Annotated in this window: 23 protein-coding genes; 3 read left to right on the top strand and 20 right to left on the bottom strand. The window is 64.5% G+C overall.

Features of this window, described 5'->3' with window-relative positions; genetic code table 11:
- Positions 1–112: 112 nt before the first annotated feature.
- Positions 113–1633, top strand: coding sequence for an AMP-binding protein (locus tag ACOQPI_RS09010; RefSeq protein WP_420619318.1), 1521 nt, complete (start codon positions 113–115; stop codon positions 1631–1633).
- A gap of 4 nt (positions 1634–1637) precedes the next feature.
- On the opposite strand, the gene ACOQPI_RS09005 is transcribed toward ACOQPI_RS09010, so the two are convergent.
- The 19 genes from ACOQPI_RS09005 to ACOQPI_RS08915 form a co-directional block, all read right to left on the bottom strand.
- A complete protein-coding gene (locus ACOQPI_RS09005; protein ID WP_420619317.1) occupies positions 1638–3167 on the bottom strand; it encodes a DUF3179 domain-containing (seleno)protein in 1530 nt (509 codons plus the stop codon).
- Between the two features lie 52 nt (positions 3168–3219).
- On the bottom strand, positions 3220–4500 hold the full coding sequence (locus tag ACOQPI_RS09000) for an amidohydrolase family protein (protein WP_420619316.1): 1281 nt from the start codon (positions 4498–4500) through the stop codon (positions 3220–3222).
- On the bottom strand, positions 4497–4940 hold the full coding sequence (locus tag ACOQPI_RS08995; RefSeq protein ID WP_420619315.1) for a GlcG/HbpS family heme-binding protein: 444 nt from the start codon (positions 4938–4940) through the stop codon (positions 4497–4499). Before ACOQPI_RS08995 ends, ACOQPI_RS09000 begins: the two co-directional genes overlap by 4 nt.
- A 156-nt stretch (positions 4941–5096) precedes the next feature.
- Positions 5097–5969, bottom strand: coding sequence for a hypothetical protein (locus ACOQPI_RS08990; protein WP_420619314.1), 873 nt, complete (start codon positions 5967–5969; stop codon positions 5097–5099).
- Positions 5970–5986: 17 nt separating this feature from the next.
- The gene (locus ACOQPI_RS08985) at positions 5987–7033 is read right to left on the bottom strand and encodes a zinc-dependent alcohol dehydrogenase (protein WP_420619313.1); all 1047 of its coding nucleotides are present in this window, start codon (positions 7031–7033) and stop codon (positions 5987–5989) included.
- Between the two features lie 12 nt (positions 7034–7045).
- Positions 7046–7951 carry a cyclase family protein gene (locus ACOQPI_RS08980; protein ID WP_420619312.1) on the bottom strand — a complete coding sequence of 302 codons (906 nt, stop codon included), beginning with the start codon at positions 7949–7951 and terminating at the stop codon, positions 7046–7048.
- 111 nt (positions 7952–8062) lie between these two features.
- Positions 8063–9577, bottom strand: coding sequence for an ABC transporter substrate-binding protein (locus tag ACOQPI_RS08975; RefSeq protein ID WP_420619311.1), 1515 nt, complete (start codon positions 9575–9577; stop codon positions 8063–8065).
- 66 nt (positions 9578–9643) lie between these two features.
- Positions 9644–10384: an ABC transporter ATP-binding protein gene (locus ACOQPI_RS08970; protein WP_420619310.1), complete on the bottom strand. Its 741-nt coding sequence runs from the start codon at positions 10382–10384 to the stop codon at positions 9644–9646.
- Positions 10377–11153: an ATP-binding cassette domain-containing protein gene (locus ACOQPI_RS08965; RefSeq protein ID WP_420619309.1), complete on the bottom strand. Its 777-nt coding sequence runs from the start codon at positions 11151–11153 to the stop codon at positions 10377–10379. Before ACOQPI_RS08965 ends, ACOQPI_RS08970 begins: the two co-directional genes overlap by 8 nt.
- Positions 11143–12096 (bottom strand): branched-chain amino acid ABC transporter permease, encoded by a 954-nt coding sequence (locus ACOQPI_RS08960; RefSeq protein ID WP_420619308.1) that lies wholly within the window; start codon positions 12094–12096, stop codon positions 11143–11145. Before ACOQPI_RS08960 ends, ACOQPI_RS08965 begins: the two co-directional genes overlap by 11 nt.
- 2 nt (positions 12097–12098) lie before the next feature.
- Positions 12099–13091: a branched-chain amino acid ABC transporter permease gene (locus ACOQPI_RS08955; RefSeq protein WP_420619307.1), complete on the bottom strand. Its 993-nt coding sequence runs from the start codon at positions 13089–13091 to the stop codon at positions 12099–12101.
- Positions 13084–13776, bottom strand: coding sequence for a GntR family transcriptional regulator (locus ACOQPI_RS08950; protein WP_420619306.1), 693 nt, complete (start codon positions 13774–13776; stop codon positions 13084–13086). Before ACOQPI_RS08950 ends, ACOQPI_RS08955 begins: the two co-directional genes overlap by 8 nt.
- 46 nt (positions 13777–13822) lie before the next feature.
- Positions 13823–14731, bottom strand: coding sequence for a 3-keto-5-aminohexanoate cleavage protein (locus ACOQPI_RS08945; RefSeq protein ID WP_420619305.1), 909 nt, complete (start codon positions 14729–14731; stop codon positions 13823–13825).
- Positions 14731–15462, bottom strand: coding sequence for a phosphoglycerate mutase family protein (locus ACOQPI_RS08940; protein ID WP_420619304.1), 732 nt, complete (start codon positions 15460–15462; stop codon positions 14731–14733). The genes ACOQPI_RS08945 and ACOQPI_RS08940 overlap by 1 nt, the downstream gene beginning before the upstream one ends.
- A 46-nt stretch (positions 15463–15508) precedes the next feature.
- The gene (locus ACOQPI_RS08935; protein ID WP_420619303.1) at positions 15509–16756 is read right to left on the bottom strand and encodes a Tm-1-like ATP-binding domain-containing protein; all 1248 of its coding nucleotides are present in this window, start codon (positions 16754–16756) and stop codon (positions 15509–15511) included.
- Positions 16757–16810: 54 nt separating this feature from the next.
- Entirely contained in the window at positions 16811–19126 is a 2316-nt protein-coding gene (locus ACOQPI_RS08930) for a xanthine dehydrogenase family protein molybdopterin-binding subunit (RefSeq protein ID WP_420619302.1), read from the bottom strand.
- Positions 19119–19619 (bottom strand): (2Fe-2S)-binding protein, encoded by a 501-nt coding sequence (locus ACOQPI_RS08925; RefSeq protein ID WP_420619301.1) that lies wholly within the window; start codon positions 19617–19619, stop codon positions 19119–19121. The genes ACOQPI_RS08930 and ACOQPI_RS08925 overlap by 8 nt, the downstream gene beginning before the upstream one ends.
- Complete coding sequence (locus ACOQPI_RS08920; protein ID WP_420619300.1) at positions 19616–20464, bottom strand: FAD binding domain-containing protein; 849 nt, start codon at positions 20462–20464, stop codon at positions 19616–19618. The genes ACOQPI_RS08925 and ACOQPI_RS08920 overlap by 4 nt, the downstream gene beginning before the upstream one ends.
- Positions 20465–20560: 96 nt before the next feature.
- Positions 20561–22642: an acetate--CoA ligase family protein gene (locus ACOQPI_RS08915; RefSeq protein WP_420619299.1), complete on the bottom strand. Its 2082-nt coding sequence runs from the start codon at positions 22640–22642 to the stop codon at positions 20561–20563.
- Positions 22643–22713: 71 nt separating this feature from the next.
- On the opposite strand from ACOQPI_RS08915, the gene ACOQPI_RS08910 reads away from it, so the two are divergent.
- Positions 22714–23232 carry a DUF7700 domain-containing protein gene (locus ACOQPI_RS08910; RefSeq protein WP_420619298.1) on the top strand — a complete coding sequence of 173 codons (519 nt, stop codon included), beginning with the start codon at positions 22714–22716 and terminating at the stop codon, positions 23230–23232.
- Between the two features lie 4 nt (positions 23233–23236).
- On the opposite strand, the gene ACOQPI_RS08905 is transcribed toward ACOQPI_RS08910, so the two are convergent.
- Positions 23237–24052, bottom strand: coding sequence for a coniferyl-alcohol dehydrogenase (locus ACOQPI_RS08905; protein WP_420619297.1), 816 nt, complete (start codon positions 24050–24052; stop codon positions 23237–23239).
- Between the two features lie 121 nt (positions 24053–24173).
- On the opposite strand from ACOQPI_RS08905, the gene ACOQPI_RS08900 reads away from it, so the two are divergent.
- Positions 24174–25445: an amidohydrolase family protein gene (locus ACOQPI_RS08900; protein ID WP_420621015.1), complete on the top strand. Its 1272-nt coding sequence runs from the start codon at positions 24174–24176 to the stop codon at positions 25443–25445.
- The last annotated feature ends 2 nt before the right edge of the window (positions 25446–25447 follow it).

The raw sequence follows: 25447 nt of genomic DNA, 5'->3' as shown, positions 1-25447 counted from the left end.
GTGGCTTCATCAGGCCATGCTCGTACCTTCGGTACCGACTGTACGATGACGTACCTCGCAATGAGCCGTGGAATTGTCGGCGAAGCCTGATACGACCGGTAGTGTCGCAGCAGTGAGCGAACCCTCGGTGCTGGCGGAGTTGGCCAGGCGGGAACCGAATGACCTGGCGTTGGAGGACGACACCCATCAGATGACCTGGGCTGAGCTGGACCGGCGCACCCATGCCATCGGGCGGGGGCTCCTGGCCGCGGGGGCCTCGCCGGGGGATCATGTCGGGCTGGTGTGCTCCAACCGCACCGAGTTCGTGGAGGTCATGCTGGCCTGCTTTCGGGCCGGGCTGAAGATGACGCCGATCAAGACCAACTGGACAGCCACCGAGATCGCCTACGTGCTCAACGATGCTGGCTCAGCGCTCGTGGTGACCGACGCACCCGCGGCCCGAGACGCGGCCAGCCACCGCCCGGTGGTGTGGATTGGCGACGAATTCGACGCCTGGGTGGATGCCCAAGATCCGACGCCGCTCCCGGCGGGGGGCACTGGCTATCGCATCCCCTACACCTCGGGCACCACAGGGCGGCCCAAAGGGGTGGAGCGCACTCTGGACTCGGAGTCCACCTTTGAGCAGTGGTGGGAGTTCTCGTCAATGGGGGCCCAGGGGCTGGGTCTGCCCCGAGACGGCAAGCACCTCTTGGTGGCCCAGCTCTTTCACGGCGCTCCCCTGGCCTTTGCCTTGGGGGCGCTGGCCAACGGCGCGCCCATGCGGATCATGGGACGGTGGGACGCGGAGCGAGCCGTGGACGTGATCAACGACGGAGTGACCGCCTCCATCATGGTTCCCACCATGTTCCGCCAGCTCCTAGCCCTGCCCGACGAGCGAAAATCCGATCTGGACCACTCCCGTCTGGCCACTGTCCTCCACGGCGGCGAACCCTGCCCTGTGCCTCTTAAGCAGCGCATGATCGAGTGGTGGGGCCCGATCTTCACCGAGTACTACGGCTTCACCGAAGGCGGGATGACCATGTGCAGCTCGACCGATTGGCTGGCCCGGCCCGGCACCGTAGGCACCCCCATCGGTGAGCTCGTCATCCAGATCGTGGACGACAACGGCGAGGTGCTGGCCCCCGGCGAGCCCGGCACGGTGTACTTCCGCCGACCCGAAGGGCGTTATTTCCGCTATATCAACGCCGATGACAAGACCGACGACGCCTACAACGAAGCCGGGTTCTTCTCGGTGGGCGACATCGGCTACCTGGATGAGGACGGCTATCTGTACCTGTCGGGCCGCAGCTCCGAGGTGATCGTGGCCGCCGGAGTGAACATCTACCCCGCCGAGATCGAGGACGTGATCTTCGCGGTCGACGGGGTGGCCGATGCCTGTGCGGTGGGCGGACCCGACCCCGACCGGGGCGAACAGGTGGTGGTGTATCTGGCCGTGTCCGACGGCTTCGGGCCCGACGAGGTGACCGCAGCCATCGACGCCGCCTGCAATGAGCACCTCGCGGGCTACAAGCGCCCCCGCCGCTACATCATCCGCCCTACGGTCGATCGCGACCCCACCGGCAAAGTCCTCCGCACCAAACTCCGCGACGAGCTGTGGGTTGGCCAATTGCCGCCGCCCTCCGAAAAAGCCTGACCCCTTACGGCTCCCACAGGAGGGTGTCGGCCATGAATTGGCTCCAGGCAAACCAGAACGCCTGGTGACCGGTGATCTCATGGCCGTCGGAGTCGATGGCGCGCACCCCGCCCCCGTCCAAGCGGAGCTCCACGCCGCTCAACTCCACCACCTCGCCGGCTCGCAGCGCGGCAGCCGCAGCCTCCACCGGGAACGCCACCGGGGTGCCGTCGTCCAGCACCACACCGAACACTAGATCTTGAACGCCGAGGCGTTCGTCCACATCGCCCACCGGGAAGATAGGCCCATGATCGTCGCGCCCGCCCAGTGGGTTGAAGGGATACACCCGGCCGATCCCGCCGCCCTGGGCAACAATCGTGGTATCGGGATGCGCAGCCTTCCATTCGCCCCAGGTGGTGGTGATCACCGTGGCCTGGGGCAGCACAAGCCCCTGTCGGTGCAGCGGACCTGACAATGCACGCCCGGTGAAGGTATCGAATACCGACTTGGTGACCAGGTCGTACATCACCTTGTTCGACCGCGACAGCAAACCCGACGTCCGCAAGACGGGCATCTCGACCCCGTCGGGCACTTCGTCGGTGAAGTAGGCCTGCGCCGAGCCGCACAGGGTGCAATACGGCATGCCGATGCGGCGCCCCCCGAGCGAGTCGTTGACCATCTCGTGGATTTCCATGATGTGTCGGGAGTAGGCCCGGGCCTCGCCGCCGATCACCAATGCGAACACGATGCCGTCGTCGGGGTACCAGGAGCCTCCCTCGGCATCGGTCACGCCCGGGTCGTCGAGCGCCGGGATGCAGCCCTGCGGGCACGGCCGCGGGTCGCCGAATTCCCGGTCGTCAATCAGCACACCGCCCCAGCTCACCAAACGCCAGTCGATGTCGGCATCGGCGTCTTCGAAGAACGGCTGCCAGCCCGGCTCGATCAGGGTGAACAGCCGGCCCTTGTAGTCGGCGTAACCGTCGAAGACGGGCAGATCCCAGGCAATCAGGTGATCGGTCATCGATTGCCAGGGGCTCCTAATGGCCACCGGATCGTCGACCAGCGACGCGCCGGTCAGCTCCTCAAAGGCCGAAACCGCCCCGTTGAAGATGTCGCCGGGGCGAACGAACCTCAAGAGGTCAGACAAGATCCAGGCCAGCCGGGCATCGCCCGACTCCCCAAGCCGGGCCACCTCGGCACCTTCGAGCCCGCCGGTGCGCAATTTGGACCAGATGAAGTCGAGTTGGTCGGTGGCTTCCGGTGACAGCGGACCCGTGGGCGCTTGGGGCGAGGGCGGGAATTGGTAGCCCAGGAAGTTCCTCAGTCCCCCGGTCTCACGCGGATCCAGAACCACCGGGGCGGTAGGCGAAGGGGTTGGCGTGGGGGAAGCGACGGCTGCTGCGCCGGCGGTCGCTCTGGGTTGGGGGCTGTCCCCGCCAGGGGCGTCCGCGGTCGTGGGGGTCGAGGCTGGGATCCGGTCGGCATTGTCTGCGCCCGCGCACGCCGCGGCAAGAACGGCGGCTCCCACCAGCAGCGCGCCCAAACGGACAAGCACACTGCCACACTAGGTGGGCAAAACCACCGACTGGGCCGCGGGCCTTCCTGAGCTACTGGCCGTTGTCTTGGCTGCTTCCCGCGAACGACTGCCAGGGGGGCGCCCGGTGGAATGACCCGTCTTGCATCACGGCGACGATTCGCTCTCTGTCCTGAAGGATTGAGACATCGACAGTGGGGTCCCCGTCAATGAGCAGCAGATCGGCCAGTCGGCGCTCCTCGATGGTGCCGACATCGAAACCGACCATCTCGCCGGCGGTCTTCGTTGCCGCCACTAGCACTTCAACCGGCGTGTAGCCGAAGAGATCGACGAAGAGCTGGAGATCGCGCGCGTTGCGTCCTACGGGGTTGTACGGGAATCCGTAGTCGCCCCCCGGGACCACGCGGATGCCGCGGCGCTTCATCTCGGGGTAGATCCGCTCCATGGCCTCTAGACCAGAGACCGCACCCATCCGCTCTGCGGTGGCACGGTCGATGCCGAATTCCTCGGCCTCGTGGATGCGGGAATAGAGCAGTCCCGGCGCCGGCGCCACGAACAGCTCATCCCGATGCTCCTCGAGCATGTCGAGCGCTTCCTCATCGGCGAGGGTGCAGTGGTAGATGCACCGAAAGCCGGCCCGCACCGCCCGCTTTACCGCTTCGGCAGCCTGGGCGTGGCACGCCAACCACATGCCCGCCTCGCGGGCAGCCACGCCCACCGCCTGGGCTTCTTCCTCGGAGTACATCAGCACATTGGCGCCGCCAGGGCTGAACCCCTCGTCGCTGGACATGAGCAGTTTGATGGTGTCGACGCCGAGGTCAGCCATGTCGCGTACGTACTGTTGAAGACCCGGAATGCTGCGGTCGTGGGTTGGATCGTGCCCCTCGGGCACGCCCATGATCCCTTCTTGGCCCTTTTCCATTGCCGAGGCGCGCAGTCGCGGCCCAGGCAGTCGGCCGTCGTCGATGTGGTCGCGCAGAGCTACCTCCATGCGCTCGCCAAGCGACCCGGCTGAATAGGCGCTGGTGAAGCCCGCGTCGAGGGTGATACGTGCATTCACCGCGGTGGTGAGCATGTGCTCCTCGATCGGGAGTGCCATGTCATTGATGATTTGCTCAATCGACGACGGCCATGTGAGATGGGCGTGCCCCTCGACCATACCGGGCATGAGGGTGCCGCCACGGCCGTCGACGACCATGGCCTCGGGGGCGTCGATCTCCCCGCATCCGGCGACAACCTGCTGGATGCGATTGCTCCGCACCAATACGGAACCAGGGAAGCGCCCGGCCCCGGTGCCGTCGAAAATCTGCACGTTCTTGAACACGACGGCACCACCGCCGTGCCGTCCGATCATTGCGCATCGCCCGTGTCGGCTACGAGACCCACCGAGGTGATCCCAGCGATGGCACAAATGTCGTCGTCGTCAGAGGTTCCCCCGCTGATGCCTATGGATCCGAGGAGCGTTCCCTTGTCGTCGCGGATGAGCGCTCCGCCGGCGACGGGTACGATCCCGTGGGGCAGCAGTTGGCCAATTGAGGTGAAGAACTTAGGAACGGCGTCGGCTCGTCGGGCCAGCTCGCGGCCACCGAAACCCATAGCAAGGCAGCCGTGGGCCTTGCCCATGGCGATCTCAACCCGGCCGATGCCAGACCGCTCGTCACGCTTGACCACCAGTGGATGCCCGCCAGTGTCAAGCACCACGACCGTCATCGGCGGGAAGCCATTATCGGCCGCCGCGGCTAACGCAGCATCGACTATACGGTCGGCTACCGCCAGCGACAGTGCGCCGCTCACATCGGCCCCGGCATCTCGCCGAACGCCTCGGAAATCCAGTCCGCGATAAGGAACATAGTAGCTGTCCTACAAATTTCCAGACACTCCGATAGGCGAGGGAGGGTGGCAAACGGGATCAATATTGTCGATGCGGTGAGCGATCTCTCGAAGGCGCCGCTAACCGCTCGGTGATCCTGGATTCTGGGGACGGAAGACATCGAAGCCGGGCGTGTATGTCGCTAGATTCTGGTCTGGGTTTCGATTGACGAGGTTCCGTCTGTACAAGGGATGCTGGAGGCTGCGAACCTCGTGTTCGATTTCAAAGAGGGGTTCGCCCGAGTCGGGGTCGACGATCCATTGGAAGCGATACTCGCACTCGCGGGTGTCCTCAATGATTCGGTTCCGGTCGACCAACCAGGCATACGGTGGCGAGAAGTCGGACACGTAAATGGCGATGTGGTGTCCGTCGTAGTCAGCAATGGGTTCATCGGTCTCCGTGAAGCAGAGCGCCTGATGAAAACCAATCCGCACCTTGCAGGAATCGTCCGCCATCGAAACAAGTGCCCCCATGACCCGTTCGTAGAAGCGCGCGATCCCTGTGGCCGAGCCACGCGGAATCGAGAACTCCACTCCACGCATACCAAGTTGCATCCGTTGGTTCATCGTGGCCTCGTAGCAGCGGATTCGATTGCCCCAAGGCCCCACGACCTCAAGGCTCGCGCTGGCGGGTCGAACCTCAAATAGGGTGTCAACCAGCCGGGGTGCCATGGCCTCAAGCCGTGCCTGCGTCGTGGTAAGGCTGGGGACGACGACCTCGACCGTGCCTCGTATCACCTGGGGTTCTCCAGCCGGAAGATGGAACTGCTGCTCGCCGAGATTGATCCACATCAAGTCGGGCCCCAGGTCGATGTAAGGATCTCGAGTAAACCCGAGGGCGTGAACGTAGAAGAGGGCGGCCATTTCGATGTCTGGAACAGTGACGTTGACGTGTTCGAGCATCACTATGTTGCCCACGTTCTGCGCGTTGCGATCGAAGGCAGAGTTGCTCACGCGGTTCTCCTTTGCGCTTAGTCCAAGCTGTTGTCGATGAGGACCTTCATCGCCCCGTCGATCCGCTGATCGGTCACTTCGAGGGCTTTGCCGAAGTCGTCGAGCGGATATCGGTGGGTGATGATCTCTCCGGCCCGAATCCGCCCGTCGGCGATGAAGTCCAGCGTCGCCTGCATCTCGCCGGCGACGGCACGGCTTCCCACCAGCTCCAATTCGTCGAGAACTAGCGGTGCCAGTGAAATCGAAACGTCTTCAATGGGAATCCCGACCGCGGAGCATCGCCCACCTCGGCCGAGCATCGATAGGGCCAGCGCAATTGACTCGGGGGTACCCGCCGCGTCCAAAACCACGTCAGCCCCGTGGGGAGCGAGCTCGCGAAAGCGATTGAGACCATCGGGCGAGGAAGTGTCGAATCCCTCAAATCCGAACTTCTCCACGACGCTGAGTCGCGCCCCACGTCCCGCGACGACGACTTTGCTCGCGCCCAGTGCTTTGGCCGCATCCGCGGCGAGAATTCCCACTGGCCCCGCACCCACCACCGCTACGGTTTGTCCCGTTTCGACCCCGCCCCGATGGGCGCAGTGCAAGCCGATGGACGCTGGATCAGTCACCGCACCCAGGTCGTAGCTCATGGCATCGGGCAACTTGAACACGCTTCGGATCGAGTGAACGACGTAGTCGGCATAGGCGCCCTGCACCGTGTGGCCGTAGTGGCTGTGCACCTGCGAGTGCCCGTAGTTCAGGCAGAGGTTGTAGCGACCCTCAATGCACTTCGGGCAGTGCATGCAGCCGGCATGGGACGAACCAGCCACCCGGTCACCCACGGCCCATCCGAACTCGTCCGCCCCTGAGCCGAGTTCGATGACCTGGCCCGACCATTCATGGCCGGGTATGAACGGGTAGTAGGCGGGCCAGTGGTCGTAGTGACCTTGCACCATATGGACGTCGGTGCCGCAGATCCCGATCCGTTCGACTCGACACAGCACTTCGAGCGGGCCGGGTTGCGGATCGGGCACTTCGGTGACCCCGAAGTCGTTGGGTGCGTTTAGGACGAGCGCCTTCATGCGTTCTCCTCTTCAAATGATCGCGACCGGATCCAGCATTGACCCGGTCCCGCCCTCGATCTTCGTTGGGAGGGCAATGAACAGGAATTCGTGGACACCCTCGCGTGCGATCTCCTCAAGGTAGATCGACTCGAAGAGGTAGATACCCTCCTCGATGAGCAAAAGGGTGTGGACCGGTTGCGGATTGGCCGGCGAGCCAAGGTCCGGGGCTGGTTGAACTTCGTAGGTCTCCGTGTCGGTGCCGGTCGCCACGACGCCTGCGTCGAGTAGCCATTTGGCAGCGGAGATGTCGGGGCCCGCGGTCCGATGGCGAGCCAGGGCCTCCGGGTCAGGCCATTTCGAAAGGTAGCCGGTTCGGATCATTACGACGTCGCCGGGGCGCACCTCAGTCTCCTGGTGCTGGGTGACGGCTTGAAGCTCATCGGCGTAGATCGGTTCTCCCGCCCCCAGGGCGTCAACGCCGCGATAGCCCGGCACGTCCAAGAGAACACCCCGCGTCACGAAGTGGGGCAGCTTGCTCGCATCGCCCACTTTGGGGCCGCGGTCGCCTAAGTGTTCGTGAGCGGATACACCTGCGTACCAGTGGTCGTCGGGTCCGATGGTCATATGGGCAAGAGCATCAACGTGAGCGCCAGAGTGTGAAGTCCCGCTTGTTACCTCCGCCATGTAGCCGAGATTGACCTCATTCACCGGTCCCCACGGCTCCTCTCCGTCGCCGCGCAGCCCCAGCGGTGTCCGGTACATCGACACCTCGAACGGTGGGTGCGAAGCAAAGAGCGGCATGCCATGAAATCGCGGCAGCGCCAGCGAGAAGACTCGGCCCTGCTGGGGAATTCGCAATGCGTCGAGCAGAGCGTCATTCGTTTGGAACGCCGCAGGCCCGCGCTCTTGGTCGCGGTGAGGGGACTCGTGATCCATTCGTCTTGCCTTTTCTGGTTGAGGGAAACCCGTCGGAACGGGCGGAGATGGCGCGGAGGGGTCCGCCACGCCGCCCGTTCCGACGATTAGTGGTCTGCTACCGCAGAGCCATTACCACTCGCAGTTGTTGTCGTCGTCGCACTCCGCTTGCGTCGCGATGGCGTCGATGATCTCCAGCGAGCGAACTGGGTCGAGGATCACGGCGGTTCCCGTGGTTCCGTCGGAGTTGAACGGCGTGTACGCCGATGTCACGTTGTTCACGCCGCCCGCGGTGTAGTCGCCAGAACCGGTCACACCCTCGTAGTCAACGTCCTCGCCAGCTCGGATCAATTCCAGGCATTCGAGGTACGTGTAGCACACGGTGCCCGGAGCAGAGCCGACTTCCCGCATGGCCGGAGCCCAGTCCGACGCCTTCAAGGAGCCGGCGGCTTCAACCGCAAGGGCGGTGTGGACCAAGACGTCGTAGGTCGAGAAGTGATAGAGGTCGGTCGCCGGGCCGAACTCGTCGCCATAGCCAGGTGCACCGTCCCAAGCGGCTGAGAAGTAATCCCATGCCGGCGTCGTGTCGTCAAACGTGAACGCAGCAAAGCCGATGCCCTGCTGGGTGTCGATGACATCGACTCCCATGGTCTCGACGAACTCTTGCAACACCATGCCGGTCTCGCCGATCCACTCGAGCGACAAGCCCGCTTCGGCGGCCTGCTTGATGATGGTGCCGGCCTCGACCGGGCCTACCTGGAGGATGACCACGTCCGGATTGAGGTCGGCGATGCGCTCTACCTGCGCCCGATACGAAGGCTCCTCGGCAGGTGCGTCTATTCGGTCGAGCACATCGATTCCGACGCTATCGGCCGCGGCCTGAGCCGCATTGGCGGCAAGCTGGAAGCCCTCAACCTGGGTCGCGAAGATGACAACCGAACTGGCGCCGATCGACTCCGCATACAGGATGCCTGTGGTGCCAAGGGCCTCGTCCAAGCCCTGGGCTCGGAAAATCGGTTCCGCCGCGGTTCCACCGAGGTTGCCCGGAATTGCGCCACCGTGGACGGATGGCACGATCGGACTGTCGTTCTCGGCCCAATGCTCGATCATGAAGGGCCGGTACGTTCGGTACCCGTGGGCGATGCTGACGATGACATCGGCGTCGTGGAGGTCCAAGCACGCCCGGGCCGCCTGCGGCTCACCGACCGTACCGAGATCCTCCGAGACAAGTCTCCATTCTCTGCCGAGGGGTGGGTCCTCATTGATCACCTCCTCAATCGGGAACCGCACGTCGGCGGTCAGCGATGGGCCATACGCGCCGAACTCGCCTGTGTAGTAGGCGAGCTCGCACACCGTCACAGGTCCATCGTCGGACGGCGCCGCAGCCTCGTCAGCGGTATCGCCGGCGTCGGCGGTATCGCCGGCGTCGGCGGTATCGCCGGCGTCAGCGGCATCGCCAGCGTCAGCGGCATCGCCAGCGTCAGCGGCATCGCCAGCGTCAGCGGCATCGCCAGCGTCAGCGGAGGAATCGGGCGCCGACGGCTCGACGGAGCTCGGAGCGTCGTCATCGTTTCCACAGGCGCTGGCAATCAGCACAAACCCGAAGATCAAGGCAATGACTTGCATCCACCTCTTGTTGGTCTTCATGGTTGGTCTCCTTTTCTTGTCTGCTCGGGCCCCTAAATCGGGCCCAAGCTCTGGCCCCCCTGGGAGCTAGATCTGGTATCCCTCTCTTAGTAGGTCGGTGGTGACAGCGTCGGCAGACATCGGCTCCGAGCCGACGCCGAGGCTGAGGACCATCACCCGGTCGGCGATGCCGAGGGCTTGGGTTGCGTTCTGCTCTGTCAGCACAATGGACACCCCGCGTGTGCGGTGTATTTCGGCGACCTTCTCGAAGAAGAGTTCGAGGTAGAGCGGAGACAGGCCGGCCGTGGGCTCGTCGAGCAGCAACACGGTCGGGTCCTGCATCAGGGCGCGACCGCAAGCCACCATCCTCGACTCGCCGCCACTGAGGTTCCCGGCCCGGAGATGGACCTTGCTGCGCAAGTCGGGAAACGTCTCGAACACTTCTTCGAGGCGTTCCTCGTGAGGTCTGGTGCCAATCATCCCGCCGACAGTGAGGTTCTCGAGTACCGACAGATCTGGGAACACGGCGGCTTCCTGGGGCACGTACCCAACTCCTAGCCGCGCCGACTCCGACGCCGCGAGGTTTGTGACGTCGGTTCCGTGATAGGCGATGGAACCCGAAAAAGCTGGTAGGAGCCCGGCGAGCGTTGTGAGCAGCGTTGTCTTTCCGGCACCGTTCGCACCAAGGACCGCGAAGATCTCGTGGCCGACGGTGAACTCCACGTCGTGGAGCACTGCCACGCTGCCATATCCGCTCGAGAGCCCGTTTACCGACACTGACGGCGTTACGGATGTGTCGCCGCTGTTGACCACCGCTTGTTTACGCACTTCCGGCCCCCAAGTAGCTCTCGACCACCGTTGGGTTAGCCCGAATCGTAGCGGGGTTGTCCTTTAGGAGAACTTTCCCCTCGGCCATGAAGATCACCTCATCGCACAGGTCCCAGATCACATCGAGGTCGTGCTCGACGATCACCACCGACGTGCCCCTGCTGGCGAGATGTCGGACCGCGGCCTTGACCCGCTCAGTGTGGTCCTCCGAAAGACCGGCGGTCGGCTCGTCCAACAGAAGAACGGCGGGCTGGAGCAACAGGCAGCGCACTATGTCGAGCAACTTCTTGTCTCCGCCCGAGAGGGCGACGGCCAGCGGATCATCGAAGCCGAAGTAGTCGAGCCAGTGTCGGATCTCGTCTTCGTGTCGCTTGCGCACCGCTCGATCCGCCGCCGCGGCGAAGGGGCGCTCATAGCGCGCCTCGGTCACTGCTAGCAGCGCGGAATCGAGGATGGTGAGGTGTTCGAAGTCGGTGATCACCTGGGTCGACTTCACAACGCCAAGCCCGGCCATCTGGCTGGTGCGAGTGGCGGACAGCACCACATCGCGCTGTCCTGGGCGGCTGAGGGTGACCGTCCCCCCGTCCAGCGGGATGGAGTGCATGATGAGGCGCATCAGCGTTGTTTTGCCGGCACCGTTGGGACCAAGCAGTCCCTCCACCGGGACATCCCCGAGTACGAGCTCGTCAACGTCGACCACAACGCGACCCGAGAACGACTTGGTGACGTCGCGAACCAGAATCTGCGGCCGAAGGTCCTCACCAGTCACCGTGGAGCCTCCGCATGAGAGCAGGACGCCGCATCTGCCCGAGCAGTCCTTGGGGCCGGAATATCAGCATGAGAACGATGGCGGCACCGAACACGGCCTCGCGGGCCACGGGGAGAGCCTGGGTGTTCCACCCGTCTGGAATCGGGATATAGAACTGGATCACGATGTCGAAGAGGGCGACAGTCAACAAGACGCCGACAACGGCCCCGAACACCCGGGCCGTGCCGCCAAGTATCAACGCCGCCAGCGCAGCCAGAGTCACGCTGACATCAAGGCTGTTGATTTCCAGCGATCGCACCATGACCCCGTGCATCGCACCGAGTAGTCCCATGGCGCCCGAGGTGACCATCATCATGCGGAGCCTGGCCGCGGTCGCCGACTTTCCGAGGCTGCGAGCCAGCGCCTCGTTGGCGCCAACGGCAATCAACAGACGGCCGTGGGGCGTGCGGTGGACCCTCCAGGCGTAGACAAAGATCAAGACCACCACTGCTGTTGTGATCAGCAACCATGTGAACTCGTGGGTCTTCACCCGACCGAAGTCGTATGGGAAGCCAAGGCCGCCGAGGCCCAGCGCCCCTCCCGTCAACCCCTGTTGCGTCGTGGCCAGGATCACCACGATCGTGGCGAATCCGAGGGTTCCGACGAGGGTTCCGTCGTCGTCGAGATCTGAGATCAACCAACCGACGACTAGGCCAGCGGCCGCGGCCACAATCGTCGCGATCGCGGCACAAATGAGGAACTGGTACACGTCCCCGAATGGCCAATCAACCTTCAGATAGGCAACGCCGAACGCATACAACCCCAGGCCCCAGAAACCCACGACCCCGAAGTTCGCCACCCGGGTCAAGCCGAGCTGGAGATGCACCAAGAGGCCAAGGCCCATGATCTCAACAACCTTGAAAGCACCGAAGATGAGGAAAGCGTCGAGCCAGTCGAGGTTCATCGTCAGACCTTCGATGCGTCGGTGAGCCGACGACCACGGAACTTGAGCACACCGAGAAAGGCGACAACGAGGACGAGCTCCGCGTACAGGCTGTTTCCGTATTCCAGCGTGATCCCGGTCAGGGCGACCCCAGTGGCCATGCCGACCACCACGACGCCGAGCAGGCCCCAGATTCCTCCGACCAGCACCACCAGCAAGATCAAGAGGAGCTCGTCGATGCCGAGGAAGGACTCCACCGAGGCGCCCGCCCCGTAGAACACGCCAGCCAGACCACCGCACAGCCCGGCGACGAACCAGATCAAGATGGTCACGCGGAGGGGCCGGACTCCGCTCGCCTGCGCCAAGCCCTCGTTGCTGGCCAGCGCTCGGATCTGAAGCCCATAGCTGGTGCGCTGGATGAACTGGTACACGATGGTCGTCAATGCGGCAACGCTGGCCAACGCCAGCAACCGGAACGAGGAGACCCCAACCCCGAACACTTCAATCGTGTTGGGAGGCGGAATGTCAAAGGCGCGTCGGCGATAGCCGAACACGAACTGCAACCCGTGTTGCAGGAAGATCGACAACCCGAATGAGATGACGATCATCTCGAGGTTGCCCACCCGCCGTCCCTTGGCATAGCGGAAAATTGCGAGGTAGGTGACCACACTGAGCACGCCGGCGAGCAGGCCGGCGGGGAGAAGCACCACGTAGAAACCCAGCCCCCACGAGTTGTTCATCCAAACCGCGAAGTACGCGCCCAGCGTGATGGTCTCGGCGTAGGCGACGTTCAGGAGGCCGGTGAGGCGATACAACAGGGCAAAGCCGAAAGCGGCGAGCACCAGCGGAGCGTTTTCGGTGGCGCCGACCACGAAAGTTGTGGCCCAGAAATCGAACAAAGCCGCGAGCACCACAACGACAACGACAACGCCGAGGCTGATGGCCCATGCCGGCGCCCGCCCGTACTTGGACCAGCCCTCGCGCTCGACCGGTGGCGCCACCGTCTGGTTAGCCATCTGAAACCGCGTCGCTGTCCGCCGGCTCTCCGTGATCGGCTTGGAAGAACATCTTTCGCACGCTGAGCTGATGGGCCTTGGCCCGGCTCGCAGCCAAGTCTGGATCGCGCTGGATGAGCGCCTCGAGGATGCCGCTGTGCTGGGCCAGAATCCCACGGAGCGGCACATTTGGCGACGTGAGCGTGATGAAGGTGCGGGCGAACGGCTCAAGTTGCCCGAACACCCTTTCGGCGGCGCCGTTGCCCGATGCCCGGACGATGATGCGATGGAACCCGGCGTCTGCCTCGGTCATTCCGACGTAGTCACCGGCTTCCAGCCGATCAGACATGAGCTGATGCGCGTACTGAAGCTCCTCGATGGTCTCGTCGTCGAGCCGTTCGGCTGCGAGCCGCGCCGCTAGCGCGTCTATCTCGGCCCGCACCTCGCTGACGTCGCAGAGCTCGCGGTTGGTGGGCTTGCGCACCCGCGCCCCTCGCCGCGACTCGATGTCTACCAAGCCAGCGGCCGCCAAGTCGCGAAGCGCCTCGCGGATCGGGGACTGACTGATGTCGAGTTCCTTCGCCAGCCGGCTCTCAACGATGCGCTCTCCCGGCACAAGCTCGCCCTTGACAATCCGGTCGAGCAGGAGACGCTTGGTAGCGGCTGAAAGTGGTTCGGTTCCGAGGACGGAACTGTCTAGGGCCATGGGAAACCGATTCCTGGGTAAACGTTCGATAATCGATTAGTGCGGGTCATGCTACACCGCGAAGCCGAAGTCGCCCGCGGGCTTCCTCCGGAGTAGCGACGCTGCGATGGACGGCTTCGGCCAGGACTCGAACCCGTTCGACCTGGTCGCGGTTCGCCTCGGCCAGGCGGCCCGGGCCATCCCACAACGAGTCTTCGAGACCCACGCGAGCGTTGTCCCCAAGGGCGAGAGAAAGCGCGGCAACCCGGGTCTGCGCCGCACCGGCACCGAGAACCGACCACTCGAAGTCGTCGCCAAAGAGGCGCTCAGCCGTGCGGCGTTGGTGTATCACATCGTCGACATCAGCCCCCATCCCCCCGAGGATGCCGAACACGGATTGCACGAAGAGCGGCGGCTCCACCAGGCCCCGGTCGACGAAGTGGGCCAGATTGTAGAGATGGGCGGTGTCGTAGCACTCGAACTCGAACCGAGTGCCCTGATCTCCGCAGGACTTGAGAATGCGCTCAATGTCCTCGAAGGAATTCCGGAAGATAAGGGCCTTGTTGCCAAGATGGGTGCGTTCCCAGTCATAGCGAAAATCGGGGAAGCGCTCCAGCATGGGGTATAGGCCGAAGTTCATGGTGCCCATGTTGAGCGAGGCGAGTTCGGGGGCGAGCTCCAATGCCGGGCGAATGCGCTCGTCAACGGTCATGTGGGGGCTGCCTCCGGTGGTGACGTTGATGACCACATCGCTCTCAGCTCGAATGTGATCGAGCAGCTCCCGGAACAGGCCGACGTCTTGGACCGGATGACCATCCTCGGGATCGCGCACGTGGAGGTGTACGACCGCGGCGCCGGCTTGTGCGGCGCCGATGGCGGCGGTGGCTATCTCGCCCGGCGTGATGGGCAGGTAGGGCGACATCGACGGGGTGTGGATGGCGCCAGTCGGTGCGCAGGTGATGATTGCGGATCGCATCAGGATTCCTCCAGTCCGGGCCCCGGCTTTGACGTCGCCGGGATGTCACCCGTGTCCGTTTCGAACAATGAGAACGTGATGTCACCGGTTCGGCCGGCGATGAGCGAGAAGCCGTGAAGGAACGGAGGCTCCCGTGTGTACACGTTCTCGAATCCAAGCCGGACGGCCCTGAGCACTGGCGAGTGGGTGATGGCCACGACGGTTGCTCCCGCTCGACCGGCGCCGTCGCCCAGACTTCTGACGAACGACACGACTCGCCAAGCGACGGCGTGAGCGTCCTCTCCAGGCGGGTTGGGATGCTCCAGCCAGTAGCCGACCCGCTCCTCGGCGCTGATCAGTTTGCCAAAGAACGGAGAGCTCACCACGTCCTCCGGGCTGATGCCAGGTGCCTGTGCTGCGATTGCCTCGGCGCCCTCTGCGATGTTGACCCGATGCCCACCGAGGTAGAGGTCGGGGTTTCGCAGGGCGAAGCCCACCACGGGTTCAGGCAGCTCAGGTGAGCCGGCCACTCCGCGATAGCCAGCCGCGAACGCGGTTGCCGTGTCGAGGGTTCGTGCCGTCTCGCCGCTAAGCAGGCACTCGATCTCGACTCCCTGCTCTGCGAACCAGCGACCGGCGGCCTCCGACTGGGCAACCCCGAGATCGGTGAGGCCCACATCGCTCCGGTGGTGGGCGACTTGGCCGTGCCGAAGGAGAATCACCCGTACCGTGCGGCCGCCCTTTGGGCTCATCGCGGTCGCCATGTCCCGCTTTGGCCGGCGCTCACTGGGCCAGCGCTCACTGGGACTGGGCCTGCTTCCAACGCTCCATGAACAAATTGAAGACCGCGTCGGCAAAGGGTTCGTCGTTGATGAGGTTGTCCATCTCGACGAGCTCAGTGGACGGATCGAGATTTGAGCGAATGGCGTCGAACAGCGGCGTGATGTCCACCCCGTGCCATTGGCTGCCCTCTTTGAAGTAGTTGTCGAGGCCCTGGAGGGGCAGGGCAACTGCTTTGGGCCCAATGCTCCGGTTCACGTGGTCGGCCAGATATTCGCCGAGCCGAGTCATTTCTTCGGAGGTCGCGAGCAGCGATGTGATGTTGGGGTTGTGAAGAATGATGTTGCGCTCAGTGGTGTTGTACTTCTCGGGAATGGTCTCGGGCGCCGCAAAGTTGAAGCACTCGATCGCACCCGGAACTACCACGAGCGGAATGCTGTTGCGAGTGGCGGCCGACATCCGCTCGATGTCGAGACGGAAGATGCCGTCATTCCAGGTGTTGAGCAATTCGGCCAGCGTGAAGTCGATGATTCCGTCGATGATGCCCTCGTCAATGAGGTGCTCCATGCCAGCGCCCTCTCCGACGGCGTGGAAGGTAACGACCTGGAATCCCTCGGACTCGAGCTGTTCACGCATCCGCATCACGCCCGGGGTGGTGACCCCGAACATCGAGATGGCGATCAGCGGCTCGCCTTCGGTGGCCAGCGCCTTGGTGGCCTCGTATCCCTGGGCCATCCCCGCGATCGATCCTGCGGCGTTGGACAGGACCAGCTTGGAGACGTTGTTGATGCCGGCGATGTCGGTCACCGCGTTGGCCATGTGCATGTCGGAATGCCCAACATAGGGACGGACGTCGCCCGACGCCATGGTCGAGACCATGAGCTTTGGAAAGCCGAGCGGCAGCGTTCGGAAGGCATCGGTGAGGAGGTAGGTGCCGCCGGACCCGCCCAAGCCCATCACACCTTGAATGCGTCCGCTCGAAACGAGATCGCCGAGCACGGCGGCGAGACCCTCGCCCATGCTCCCGACTGCGGCGACGCGTCCTCCGGCGCCTTCGACGCCGGCGCGGAAATCAGAGAGGTCGATCCCGGCCGCGCTGGCGACCTCGTCGGCGGAGATGTCGGGGGCGAAGTGCGGGGTTCCGAGAACCCCGCAGTCGATCACCAATACGTCGACGCCAGCATCGATGAGACGGTCGCGCACGAACTCGTACTCAGCGCCTTTCGTGTCGAGGGTACCTGCGAGGCACACGGTGGTGTTCGGCATTGGTTTGTCTCCTTTGTTGTTTTCAGTTCGTTCTTGTGGTGGGGTGTCGCACGACTAATCCGGCGAGTCGAGGGTGGCGTCGCGGATGGTGCGCCAGACCCGCTCCGCGGTGATCGGGAGTTCGCGAACCGGTGTGCCGATGGCGTCGGCAACCGCCGCGCCAACGGCGCCCGCCGTACACAGCAGCGCGCCCTCGCTGATTCCCTTGCACCCGTATGGGCCAGGGCCGTCCTGATTCTCGACAGATGCGGTCTGCATATGGAGCGCGACATCGTTGAATGTCGGGATCCGGTAGTCGATCGCGCCCAGGTTGAGGATCTGGCCGTGATCGTCGAACAGCATCTGCTCCATGAGGCTGTGACCCAGGCCCATGATCGCGGCGCCTTCATCCTGGGAGACGACCTGTAGTGGATTGATCTCTGTCCCTACATCGCCGACTGTCACGTGCTTGGTCAACAAGATCTCGCCCGTGGCGCGATCCACCTCGACTTCTATGGCCGTGGCGTTGAATTCGTAGAACGCCGCATCGCCGCCGAGCGGGTGGCCCTTCGTGCCCCATAGGCGGCTGGTTCCCTGGCCGACGAACTCGCCTCGCAGCCCACCCAGCGCGGTCTGGGCGGCCTCGACCAGCGAAATCGCCCCTGACGGGGTGACAAGTTGGCCAGGCGAGTGGGAAAGCTCCGACTGTGCGGTCTCGGTGGCTTCGGCATAGAGCTCGAGAACTCGGTCGCGGATGTCTTCACACGCTGCGAGCACGGCGTTGCCCATGAACACGGTGGAGCGACTCGCCGACGTCTGAAGGTCGAAAGGCACGGCGTTGGTGTCGCCGCTGATGATGGTGATCAGATCGAGATCAACGCCCAACTCGTCGGCCAGAATCTGCTTCCACAGGGTCCTAGCCCCCTGCCCCATGTCCGACGTGCCCGCATACGCCATCGCGCTGCCGTCGTAAAGCAGGCGGACCAGGCTCTGGGACAGACCCGTTGTCGCTCCCGGCTTGATCCCGACGGCAATGCCTCGTCCCCGGCCCGATGGGGTCGGCTCCTGCCAGCCGATCAGCTCGGCTGCCTTCTCGAGACTATCGTGCCAGCGGCCGTCGGCGCGGGCCTCGTAGTCGCCGCGGATAAAGGCCTCGTCGTGCTCGACGAGGTTGCGTCGGCGTATCTCAAGCGAGTCGAGCCCCAACGCTCGGGCGCCGGCATCGAGCTGGGACTCGGTGGCCCACCCGACTTGGGGGGCGCCGAACCCCCGAAAGGCGCAGCTGGGGACGGTGTTGGTCAAAACGGCGCGTGCGTTGATGGAAACGCGAGGAATCCGATAGGGCCCAGCACCCACATAGCTGCCCTTGGTCATGACCCGAGGAGCGACGTCCGCGTAGGCCCCGACCACGAAATCGACCTGCATCTCGTGGAAGGCCAGCTCGCCCGCTTCTGTGAATCCTGTGCGCGCGTGGATCCGACAACCCGACCGCCGCATCAATTGAAACGCCTCTTCCAGCGAGAGCACGAGGCGGCAGGTACGTCCCGTTTTGAGGGCGAGGAAGGCAATCAGGGGCTCATATCGAGGGGTTTGCTTTCCGCCGAATCCCCCGCCGGGATCCGGGGCGATGACCCGGACCCGCGACAGTGGAAGCGACCACACCTCGGCGATCGTCCGCTGGAGGAGGTAGGGGTGCTGGACCGGCGAGTAAACCTCGATACCACCGTCATCGGTCGGTACGGCGACGATTCCGCCGGGCTCGATCGGAAAATGGGTGACCATCGGGAACGTGTAGGTGTCCTCGATGATCGTGTGCGAGCTGGCGCCCTCCGAGTCGGCATCACCCCATGCGTACTCAACCTGCTCGAGAACATTGGTGGAGTTCAGGTCATCGCCGGGCCGAACTGAAGGGTCTTGGACCAATCGGGCGTCGCCGGCCAGGGCCGCGTCGAGCCCGTACACACCGGTCAACTCGGTGAAGTGGATGACGACGGCGTTAGCCGCAGCCCGGGCCTCGTCTTCAGTCTCGGCAACCACCGCGACAACAGGCTCGCCGTGGTAGTTGACCGTCTCGGTAGCGATCACCGGTCGGTCCTTATGGGAAATCCCGAACCGGGCCACGGGCTGAGGCAGGTCATCGGCGTGTACCACCGCGATGACGCCGGGCATCGCCGCCGCCGGCGAGGTATCGATTGCGTCGATCGCGGCGCATCCGACGGGAACAGTGGCGAACGCCACGTGCGCGGCATCGGTAAACGTGATGTCGCTCAGGTAACGCTGAGCGCCGGTGACCCGATCTATGCCCCCGTAACGGTGAATCCGCTGGCCGACCACCCGGTCGGTGCCAGCAACGGGACCATTGGAGGAAAGACCTTGGTTTTCGTCAGGCATCGGTTTGCCTTCCGGCCGCCGCGGTTTGGATCGCCTCAACGATCCGCTGGTAGCTCGCACATCGGCACAGGTTTCCCGACATGGCGTCTCGGATCTCATCTCGGGAGGCATTGGGATTCGTTCGCAGGAGTTGCTCGGCCGCCATGACCTGACCGGGAATGCACACCCCGCATTGAACGGCCCCAGCGGCCAGAAACTCGGCCTGGAGGTCGGTTATGCCGCCCATGGACACCCCCTCGATCGTGAGGAGGGCTCCGCCGTCGGCCTCGGCGCCGAGTACGAGACAGGAGTTGACGAGTTCGCCGTCCAGGAGCACAGAGCAGGCGCCGCACTCACCCTCGGCGCAACAGCGTTTGGTGCCGCAGAGGCCAAGGTCATCTCGAAGCATGTCCAGCAGCGTCCGGTGCGCCGGGATCGTGGCACGAACATTTTCGCCGTTCAGCTCCAGCGCAACGGCCACCTCACTCGTGGGGTGCACAGAGGAATCCGTCATGAAGACATCCCCTCGGGAGGAGCCGCGGCGGCCTGAACGGCCCGTACGGCGAGGACACGAACCATTGCCTCGCGATAGTCGCGAGCCGCCCGGACGTCGGAGATCGGTGTTGCGATGGACACCAGCTCTTCAACGGCCCCCTCGATTGCGTCTGGATCGCTGAGATCGACGGGCAGGCTCGCATCGGTCAACAGCGGCGTCGGTCCAACGCATCCCAGACCGAGAACAATCCCGCCGTCTGCGTCGACACCGGCCGCCACGCTGACCGTCGCAAGGTCGACCCCTCTCCGCCTGGTTAGGCGTTGGAACGCTGACCGATGTTCACGATCAGGAATTGGTACGTCGACACGGATCACGATCTCGTCTGGCCCGCACCTGGTCTCGCCAGGTCCGACGAAGAAGTCAACCAACGGCATCGTCCGTTCGCCGCCGGGCCCGGTCACAGTCACGGTCGAGCCGTAGACGAGAAGGGCAGGGGCGGTGTCGGCCGCCGGTGAGCCGTTGCAGATGTTGCCAATAAGCGTCGCCCGGTTCCGGATGGCGATTGATCCCACCACACGAGCCGATGCGCTCAGCGCAGGCAGGCGGTCTGCGATGAATGGGTCGCCTGAGATTTCGGACATCCGAGCAGTCGGACCGAATCGCACCGCTTCGTCGCCGATCTCGACCGCTGGCGGGAAGTCATTGACGGACTTGATGTCAACGATGACAGTCGGGGCGAATGGGTCCTTGCGAAGGTGGACGAGGAGGTCCGTACCGCCGACGAGGATTCGACCGTGACCTTCAGCACTAGCCAGCGCGGCGAGCACCTCGCTCACCGTGCGAGGCCGGCAATAGGACGCCATCGCGGGTACCCCCCTTGGTTCCCTGGTCTCACCCTAGACAATCGATAATCGGTGATCCTACACAGGATGGCCCGAGGGTCAAAGGGCCGCTGGACGTTAGTCAGCCAAGATCATGAGGTGGTCCACGACTACCGCTCCTTTGCCGCGGTCGAGCACGACCACGGGATTCAGATCGAGTTCAGCCAGACGATCACCCAAGGCGGTGGCCAGGGTTGCAGTTGACATGATGACTTGGACCAGGGTGTCCACATCGGCGGGCGGTCGGCCGCGGGCCCCGTCGAGCAAGGGAAAGCCCTTCAGCGATCGAACCATCTCGTGGGCGTCGGCCTCGTCCAGGGGCAGCGGGCGAACGGCGGTGTCGGCTAGCACCTCGGTGAACACGCCGCCGGTACCCACCATGACCGCGGGGCCGAGGGTGGGATCGCGGGTCACTCCCACGATCATCTCGGTGCCGCCGGTCACCATCTGCTGGACCTCCACCCCGTCGATAGCCGCGTCGGGAGCAGCGCTTCTCGCCCGCTTTAAGACTTCCTGAGTGGCTTGCTCCACCCCTTCAAGAGAGTCCAGCCCCAGAACCACCAGCCCAGCATCCGACTTGTGGGGAAAATCGGCGGAGGCGATCTTGACCACCACCGGCAGGCCGATCTCCTCGGCCGCCCTGCGGGCGTCTCTGGGTGTAGACACCACCTCACTGGCCGCCATTGGCAGTCCGAAGGCCTGCAACACCGCTCCGATGTCGGGTGCTGGCACCCCGAGAGCAGCCTCCGCAGCATCGGGCATGTCGTCAGGAAGCTCTGGGCGAACTCGGAAGCCCTCTTGGTGGCGCTGGTAGCGGTGGTAGGCGGCCAGTGCGGCGAAACAGCCCCGAAAGGAGCGGAATAGCGGCACTCCCGACTCCACCAGCCGGTCGAATCCCGGCTCGTCCACCTTGAAGGAGTTCCACGTGGCAATGATCGGCTTGTCCACCTCGTCGGCCAGCACCACGATGTCGTCGCCCAGATAATCAGACATGGGCGGCACCGCGCCGGTGATGCCCACCACCGTGTAGCCCACCGCCGGATCGGCGCTGATATCACGGATCACCTGTTGGCGAACCTCTGGTGGCTCGCTCATGATGAAGATGCCCCCGTTGTCCACCGGGTTGGACACCGCCAAGTAACGGGGAATGTGCTGGTACAGCCTCTCCTGAGTCTCCTCGGCCAGCGGGGGCGCCACCACCCCGGCCAACTCGGCGGCCTCGGCCATCAGCGTGCTCGAACCCCCAGAAATGGAGTACAGCCCGGCCCCCTCGGCCGCTCCTGGGCCCAACTTGGCGAAAAGGGCGGCAGTTTCCAGCAGCTCGTCGAGATCGCGCACCCGCACCACCCCGAACTGCTCGAACAGGCCGTCGATCACCTCGTCTGATCCGGTGAGGTGGCCGGTATGCGACGAAGCCATGCGCGACCCAGCGTCGGTGGCGCCGATCTTCAAGATCACCACCGGCTTGTGCTGCGCGTTGGCCGCCTCCAGTGCGGTGCGCAGCTTCTCGGCCGACCGAAACCCCTCGATGTAGCCAGCGATAACCGCGGTGTCTTCGTCGTAGGCGAAGTACTCGATGAAGTCGCTCACTTCGAGGTCAACCTCGTTGCCGCACGGCACCTGGCGGCTGAAGCCGATGCCAAAGTGCACCCCCTGCATGATGGGCCGGCCGTTGTGGCCCGACTGGGTGACCACCCCGATCTTGCCCCCCCGCAACCCGGGAATCTCGGGTACCGGCTCAAATGCGTTGGTGTTGGTATTGGGGCCGAAGATGCGGATGCCGTTGCGGCGGCCCGCCTCCCCCAGTTCGGCCTCCAACTCGGCCCCCTCGGGGCCGACCTCGCTGAAACCCGAGGAGAACACCAGGGCGTAGCGGACCCCGACAGCACCGCACTCGTCCACGATTTGGGCGCACGCTGCTGGTGGAGTGGAGATAACCGCCAGCGCCACAGGGCCGGGCACATCGGCCACCGCCTGGTAGATGGGCACAGTTCCGATCGACCCACCCTTGGGGTTGACCAGATGCCAGTTGCCCTCTCCCCAACGGCTGTCCATAGCGGCCCGCAGCGCATCCTCAGTCTGGGTGCGGTCGACCCCGCCGATCACCGCCACCCCGACGGGGTGGAAGAACTCCTCAAGGTCGATTCGCCGCTGGGCCATGGAAAATTGATGGTAGTGAGCGAGCACCTTGCACCTAGAGGCAGAACCGACCCGGCACTAGGCTGGCGGCCATGGAGATCGGCCACGTCTACGAGATGCCGCCCATGCGGCCCGACGACTCCCACACCACTTACTTCCCCGCCGGGGTGATCAAGATCGGGGTGGAGTACCGCGACCTCAACCCCGAGGCTCTTATGGAGTATTACGGGGGCGACGAGGCCTATATCGAGGAATTGCGGCGCACCGCACCGCTGGGCATTGAGGACCGCGGGGTGTCATTGCACGTGTTCGACGCCGACGGTCAGTGGGAGTACCTGCGCTTCGACCTGTTCGAGGACGCCCCCCACTACCACTACAACCACCTGGGCGGCGGGCGGAACCACATCATCCCCTTCGACGAGACCGCCCACGGCCCCATCGCCGAGTGGGCGGTGGGCAAGATCCGCACCGGCGAGATTGCACCCATGCTGGCCCAGGCCGGTGCGCCCGAACTGGCCGAGGGCCTCGACGCCGGTGTGCTTGGTGACGTGGCCGACCAGGTGGCGGCCTACGCCGCCGAGCTCCAGGCTCGTTTGGCCGCCGCGGTCTAGACGGCTATCCGGCCAACTCGCCGAAGTCCACCTGGCCGGTGATCATCGAGCCCTGGAAGGCGTTGTCGATGTTGACGTTCACGCCCGACACGAACGACGCCGCGTCCGACCCCAGATAGGCCAGCAGGTTGGCCACCTCGGCCGCGGTCACATAGCGGCCTCCGGATTGGGCTGCCGTCCAGTCGATCATCTCCTCGCCCATGGTCTTCTTGAAGTCGGGCAGGAGCGGGGTGTCGATGGGGGCCGGGCAGGCGCTGGCGATGCGAACGCCGTTGGACAGCATCCCCTTGGCGGCCTGCATGGTGAAGATCTGCACGCACTCCTTGGAGAACATGTAGCCGTCGGACACCACCTCGGGGTGCTCCTCCACCCAGGCCACTGCCTTGTCCCAGTCGTCGATGGACAACAGCTCGGTGATCTCGGCCTGGTGGGCCGGCCAGTTCATCCCCGCAATCGAAGCGGTGTTGACCACCGCGCCCCCGGCGGGGATCTTGGGCAGCAGGGCGTCGGTCAGCCGCATCAGCCCCAATGTGTTGACCTTCATCACGTCCTCAGGGGAGAAGGTGGCGGCAATGCCGGCGTTGTTGAACAGCACGTGTACCGGGGCGTCGATGGCCGCGGCGGCTTCGTCCACCGCCACCGGGTCTCCCATGTTGGTGGGGATGTACCGGGTGATCGGGCCTTCTGGTTCTTTGATGTCCAGAGCGGTGATCGACGCCGCCCCCAGATCGGCCAAGAGCTCCACCAGCGCGGCGCCCACGCCGGAGTAGGCGCCGGTGACCACGACGTTGCGGCCTTCGTAGCTCATGGGGTTCGACATTGGGGGCCTCCTGGGGCTTCCGGGGGATAGCTCGGCTGGCGAATATTACTGCGCCAAGTATCGTTGGAGTCACACTGGCGAGCGATGTAGACCGACGGAGGACGCTGTGAACCTCAACGAAATGATCATGGTGAGCGTGGACGACCATCTGTGCGAGCCACCCGATATGTTCGACAATCATCTTCCGGACAAGTGGCGGGATGAGGCCCCCCGGGTGATCCACACCGAGTCGGGCGACGACGTGTGGTCGTTCAACGGTTCCATCATCCCCAACGTGGGCCTGAACGCGGTGGCCGGGCGGCCCAAGGAGGAGTACGGCATCGAGCCCACCGCCTTCGATGAGATGCGCCCCGGCTGCTTCAACGTCCACGACCGCATCAAGGACATGGACGCCGCCGGAGTGCTGGGCTCGATGTGCTTCCCGTCGTTCCCCGGATTCGCCGGCCGGCTGTTCGCCAATCACCCCGACAAGGAGTTCGCCGCCGACCTGATCAGGGCCTACAACGACTGGCACATCCACGAGTGGGCCGGGGCCTATCCGGGCCGGTTCATCCCCATGGCCCTGCCCATGATCTGGAGCGCGGAAGAGTGCGCTGCCGAGGTGCGCCGGGTGGCCGATCTGGGCTGCCACTCCATGACCTTCACCGAGAATCCGGCCAAGCTGGGCGAGCCCAGCTTCCATAGCGACTACTGGGATCCGCTGTGGGAGGCATTCAGCGACACCGGCTCGGTGTGCTCCATCCACTTGGGCTCGTCGGGCGAGATGGTGATCACCGCCCCCGACGCCCCCATGGACGTGATGATCCAGCTCCAGCCCATGAACATCAGCCAAGCGGCCGCCGACCTGCTGTGGTCGCCCATCCCCCGCCGCTTCCCCGACCTGAAGATTGCGCTTTCGGAAGGCGGCACCGGGTGGATCCCCTACTTCATGGACCGGGCCGACCGCACCTACGACATGCACCACCTGTGGACCGGGCAGGACTTCGACAACCTGCTGCCCAGCGAGGTGTTCCGGCGCAACTTCCTGACCTGCTTCATCAACGATCCGGTGGGGGTGGCGCTGCGCCACGAGATCGGCATCGACAACATCTGCTGGGAGATGGACTACCCCCACAGCGACTCCACCTGGCCCAACGCCCCTGAGCTGTTGGACGAGACGCTGACCGGGGTGCCCGACGACGAGGTGGACAAGATCACCCACCTCAACGCCATGGCCTGGTACCAGTACGACCCGTTTGCCCACCGGGACCGAGCCGACTGCACCGTGGGGGCGCTGCGGGCTTCCGCGGTCGACCACGACATCTCGGTTCAATCATTGGACAAGGGGCGCCACCAGGGCAAAGACCGCGACCTGGCCGGGTTCACCACCCGGAACAAGGGCGTCAACCGCTGAGG

Source organism: Candidatus Poriferisocius sp. (assembly GCF_965219815.1).
Lineage (GTDB): Bacteria > Actinomycetota > Acidimicrobiia > Acidimicrobiales > Bin134 > Poriferisocius.
This window is presented reverse-complemented; position numbering and strand designations above follow the sequence as displayed.

What these genes read in the sequence shown, in the direction of transcription:
- ACOQPI_RS08900 (WP_420621015.1), top strand. Translation starts at nt 24,174, where the DNA reads ATGATCATGGTGAGCGTGGACGACCATCTGTGCGAGCCACCCGATATG.
- ACOQPI_RS08955 (WP_420619307.1), bottom strand. Translation starts at nt 13,091, where the DNA reads ATGGCTAACCAGACGGTGGCGCCACCGGTCGAGCGCGAGGGCTGGTCC.
- ACOQPI_RS08975 (WP_420619311.1), bottom strand. Translation starts at nt 9,577, where the DNA reads ATGAAGACCAACAAGAGGTGGATGCAAGTCATTGCCTTGATCTTCGGG.
- ACOQPI_RS08930 (WP_420619302.1), bottom strand. Translation starts at nt 19,126, where the DNA reads ATGCCTGACGAAAACCAAGGTCTTTCCTCCAATGGTCCCGTTGCTGGC.
- ACOQPI_RS08960 (WP_420619308.1), bottom strand. Translation starts at nt 12,096, where the DNA reads ATGAACCTCGACTGGCTCGACGCTTTCCTCATCTTCGGTGCTTTCAAG.
- ACOQPI_RS08910 (WP_420619298.1), top strand. Translation starts at nt 22,714, where the DNA reads ATGGAGATCGGCCACGTCTACGAGATGCCGCCCATGCGGCCCGACGAC.
- ACOQPI_RS08925 (WP_420619301.1), bottom strand. Translation starts at nt 19,619, where the DNA reads ATGACGGATTCCTCTGTGCACCCCACGAGTGAGGTGGCCGTTGCGCTG.
- ACOQPI_RS08940 (WP_420619304.1), bottom strand. Translation starts at nt 15,462, where the DNA reads ATGAGCCCAAAGGGCGGCCGCACGGTACGGGTGATTCTCCTTCGGCAC.
- ACOQPI_RS08950 (WP_420619306.1), bottom strand. Translation starts at nt 13,776, where the DNA reads ATGGCCCTAGACAGTTCCGTCCTCGGAACCGAACCACTTTCAGCCGCT.
- ACOQPI_RS08935 (WP_420619303.1), bottom strand. Translation starts at nt 16,756, where the DNA reads ATGCCGAACACCACCGTGTGCCTCGCAGGTACCCTCGACACGAAAGGC.
- ACOQPI_RS08945 (WP_420619305.1), bottom strand. Translation starts at nt 14,731, where the DNA reads ATGCGATCCGCAATCATCACCTGCGCACCGACTGGCGCCATCCACACC.
- ACOQPI_RS08915 (WP_420619299.1), bottom strand. Translation starts at nt 22,642, where the DNA reads ATGGCCCAGCGGCGAATCGACCTTGAGGAGTTCTTCCACCCCGTCGGG.
- ACOQPI_RS09000 (WP_420619316.1), bottom strand. Translation starts at nt 4,500, where the DNA reads ATGATCGGACGGCACGGCGGTGGTGCCGTCGTGTTCAAGAACGTGCAG.
- ACOQPI_RS08920 (WP_420619300.1), bottom strand. Translation starts at nt 20,464, where the DNA reads ATGGCGTCCTATTGCCGGCCTCGCACGGTGAGCGAGGTGCTCGCCGCG.
- ACOQPI_RS08905 (WP_420619297.1), bottom strand. Translation starts at nt 24,052, where the DNA reads ATGTCGAACCCCATGAGCTACGAAGGCCGCAACGTCGTGGTCACCGGC.
- ACOQPI_RS08985 (WP_420619313.1), bottom strand. Translation starts at nt 7,033, where the DNA reads ATGAAGGCGCTCGTCCTAAACGCACCCAACGACTTCGGGGTCACCGAA.
- ACOQPI_RS08980 (WP_420619312.1), bottom strand. Translation starts at nt 7,951, where the DNA reads ATGGATCACGAGTCCCCTCACCGCGACCAAGAGCGCGGGCCTGCGGCG.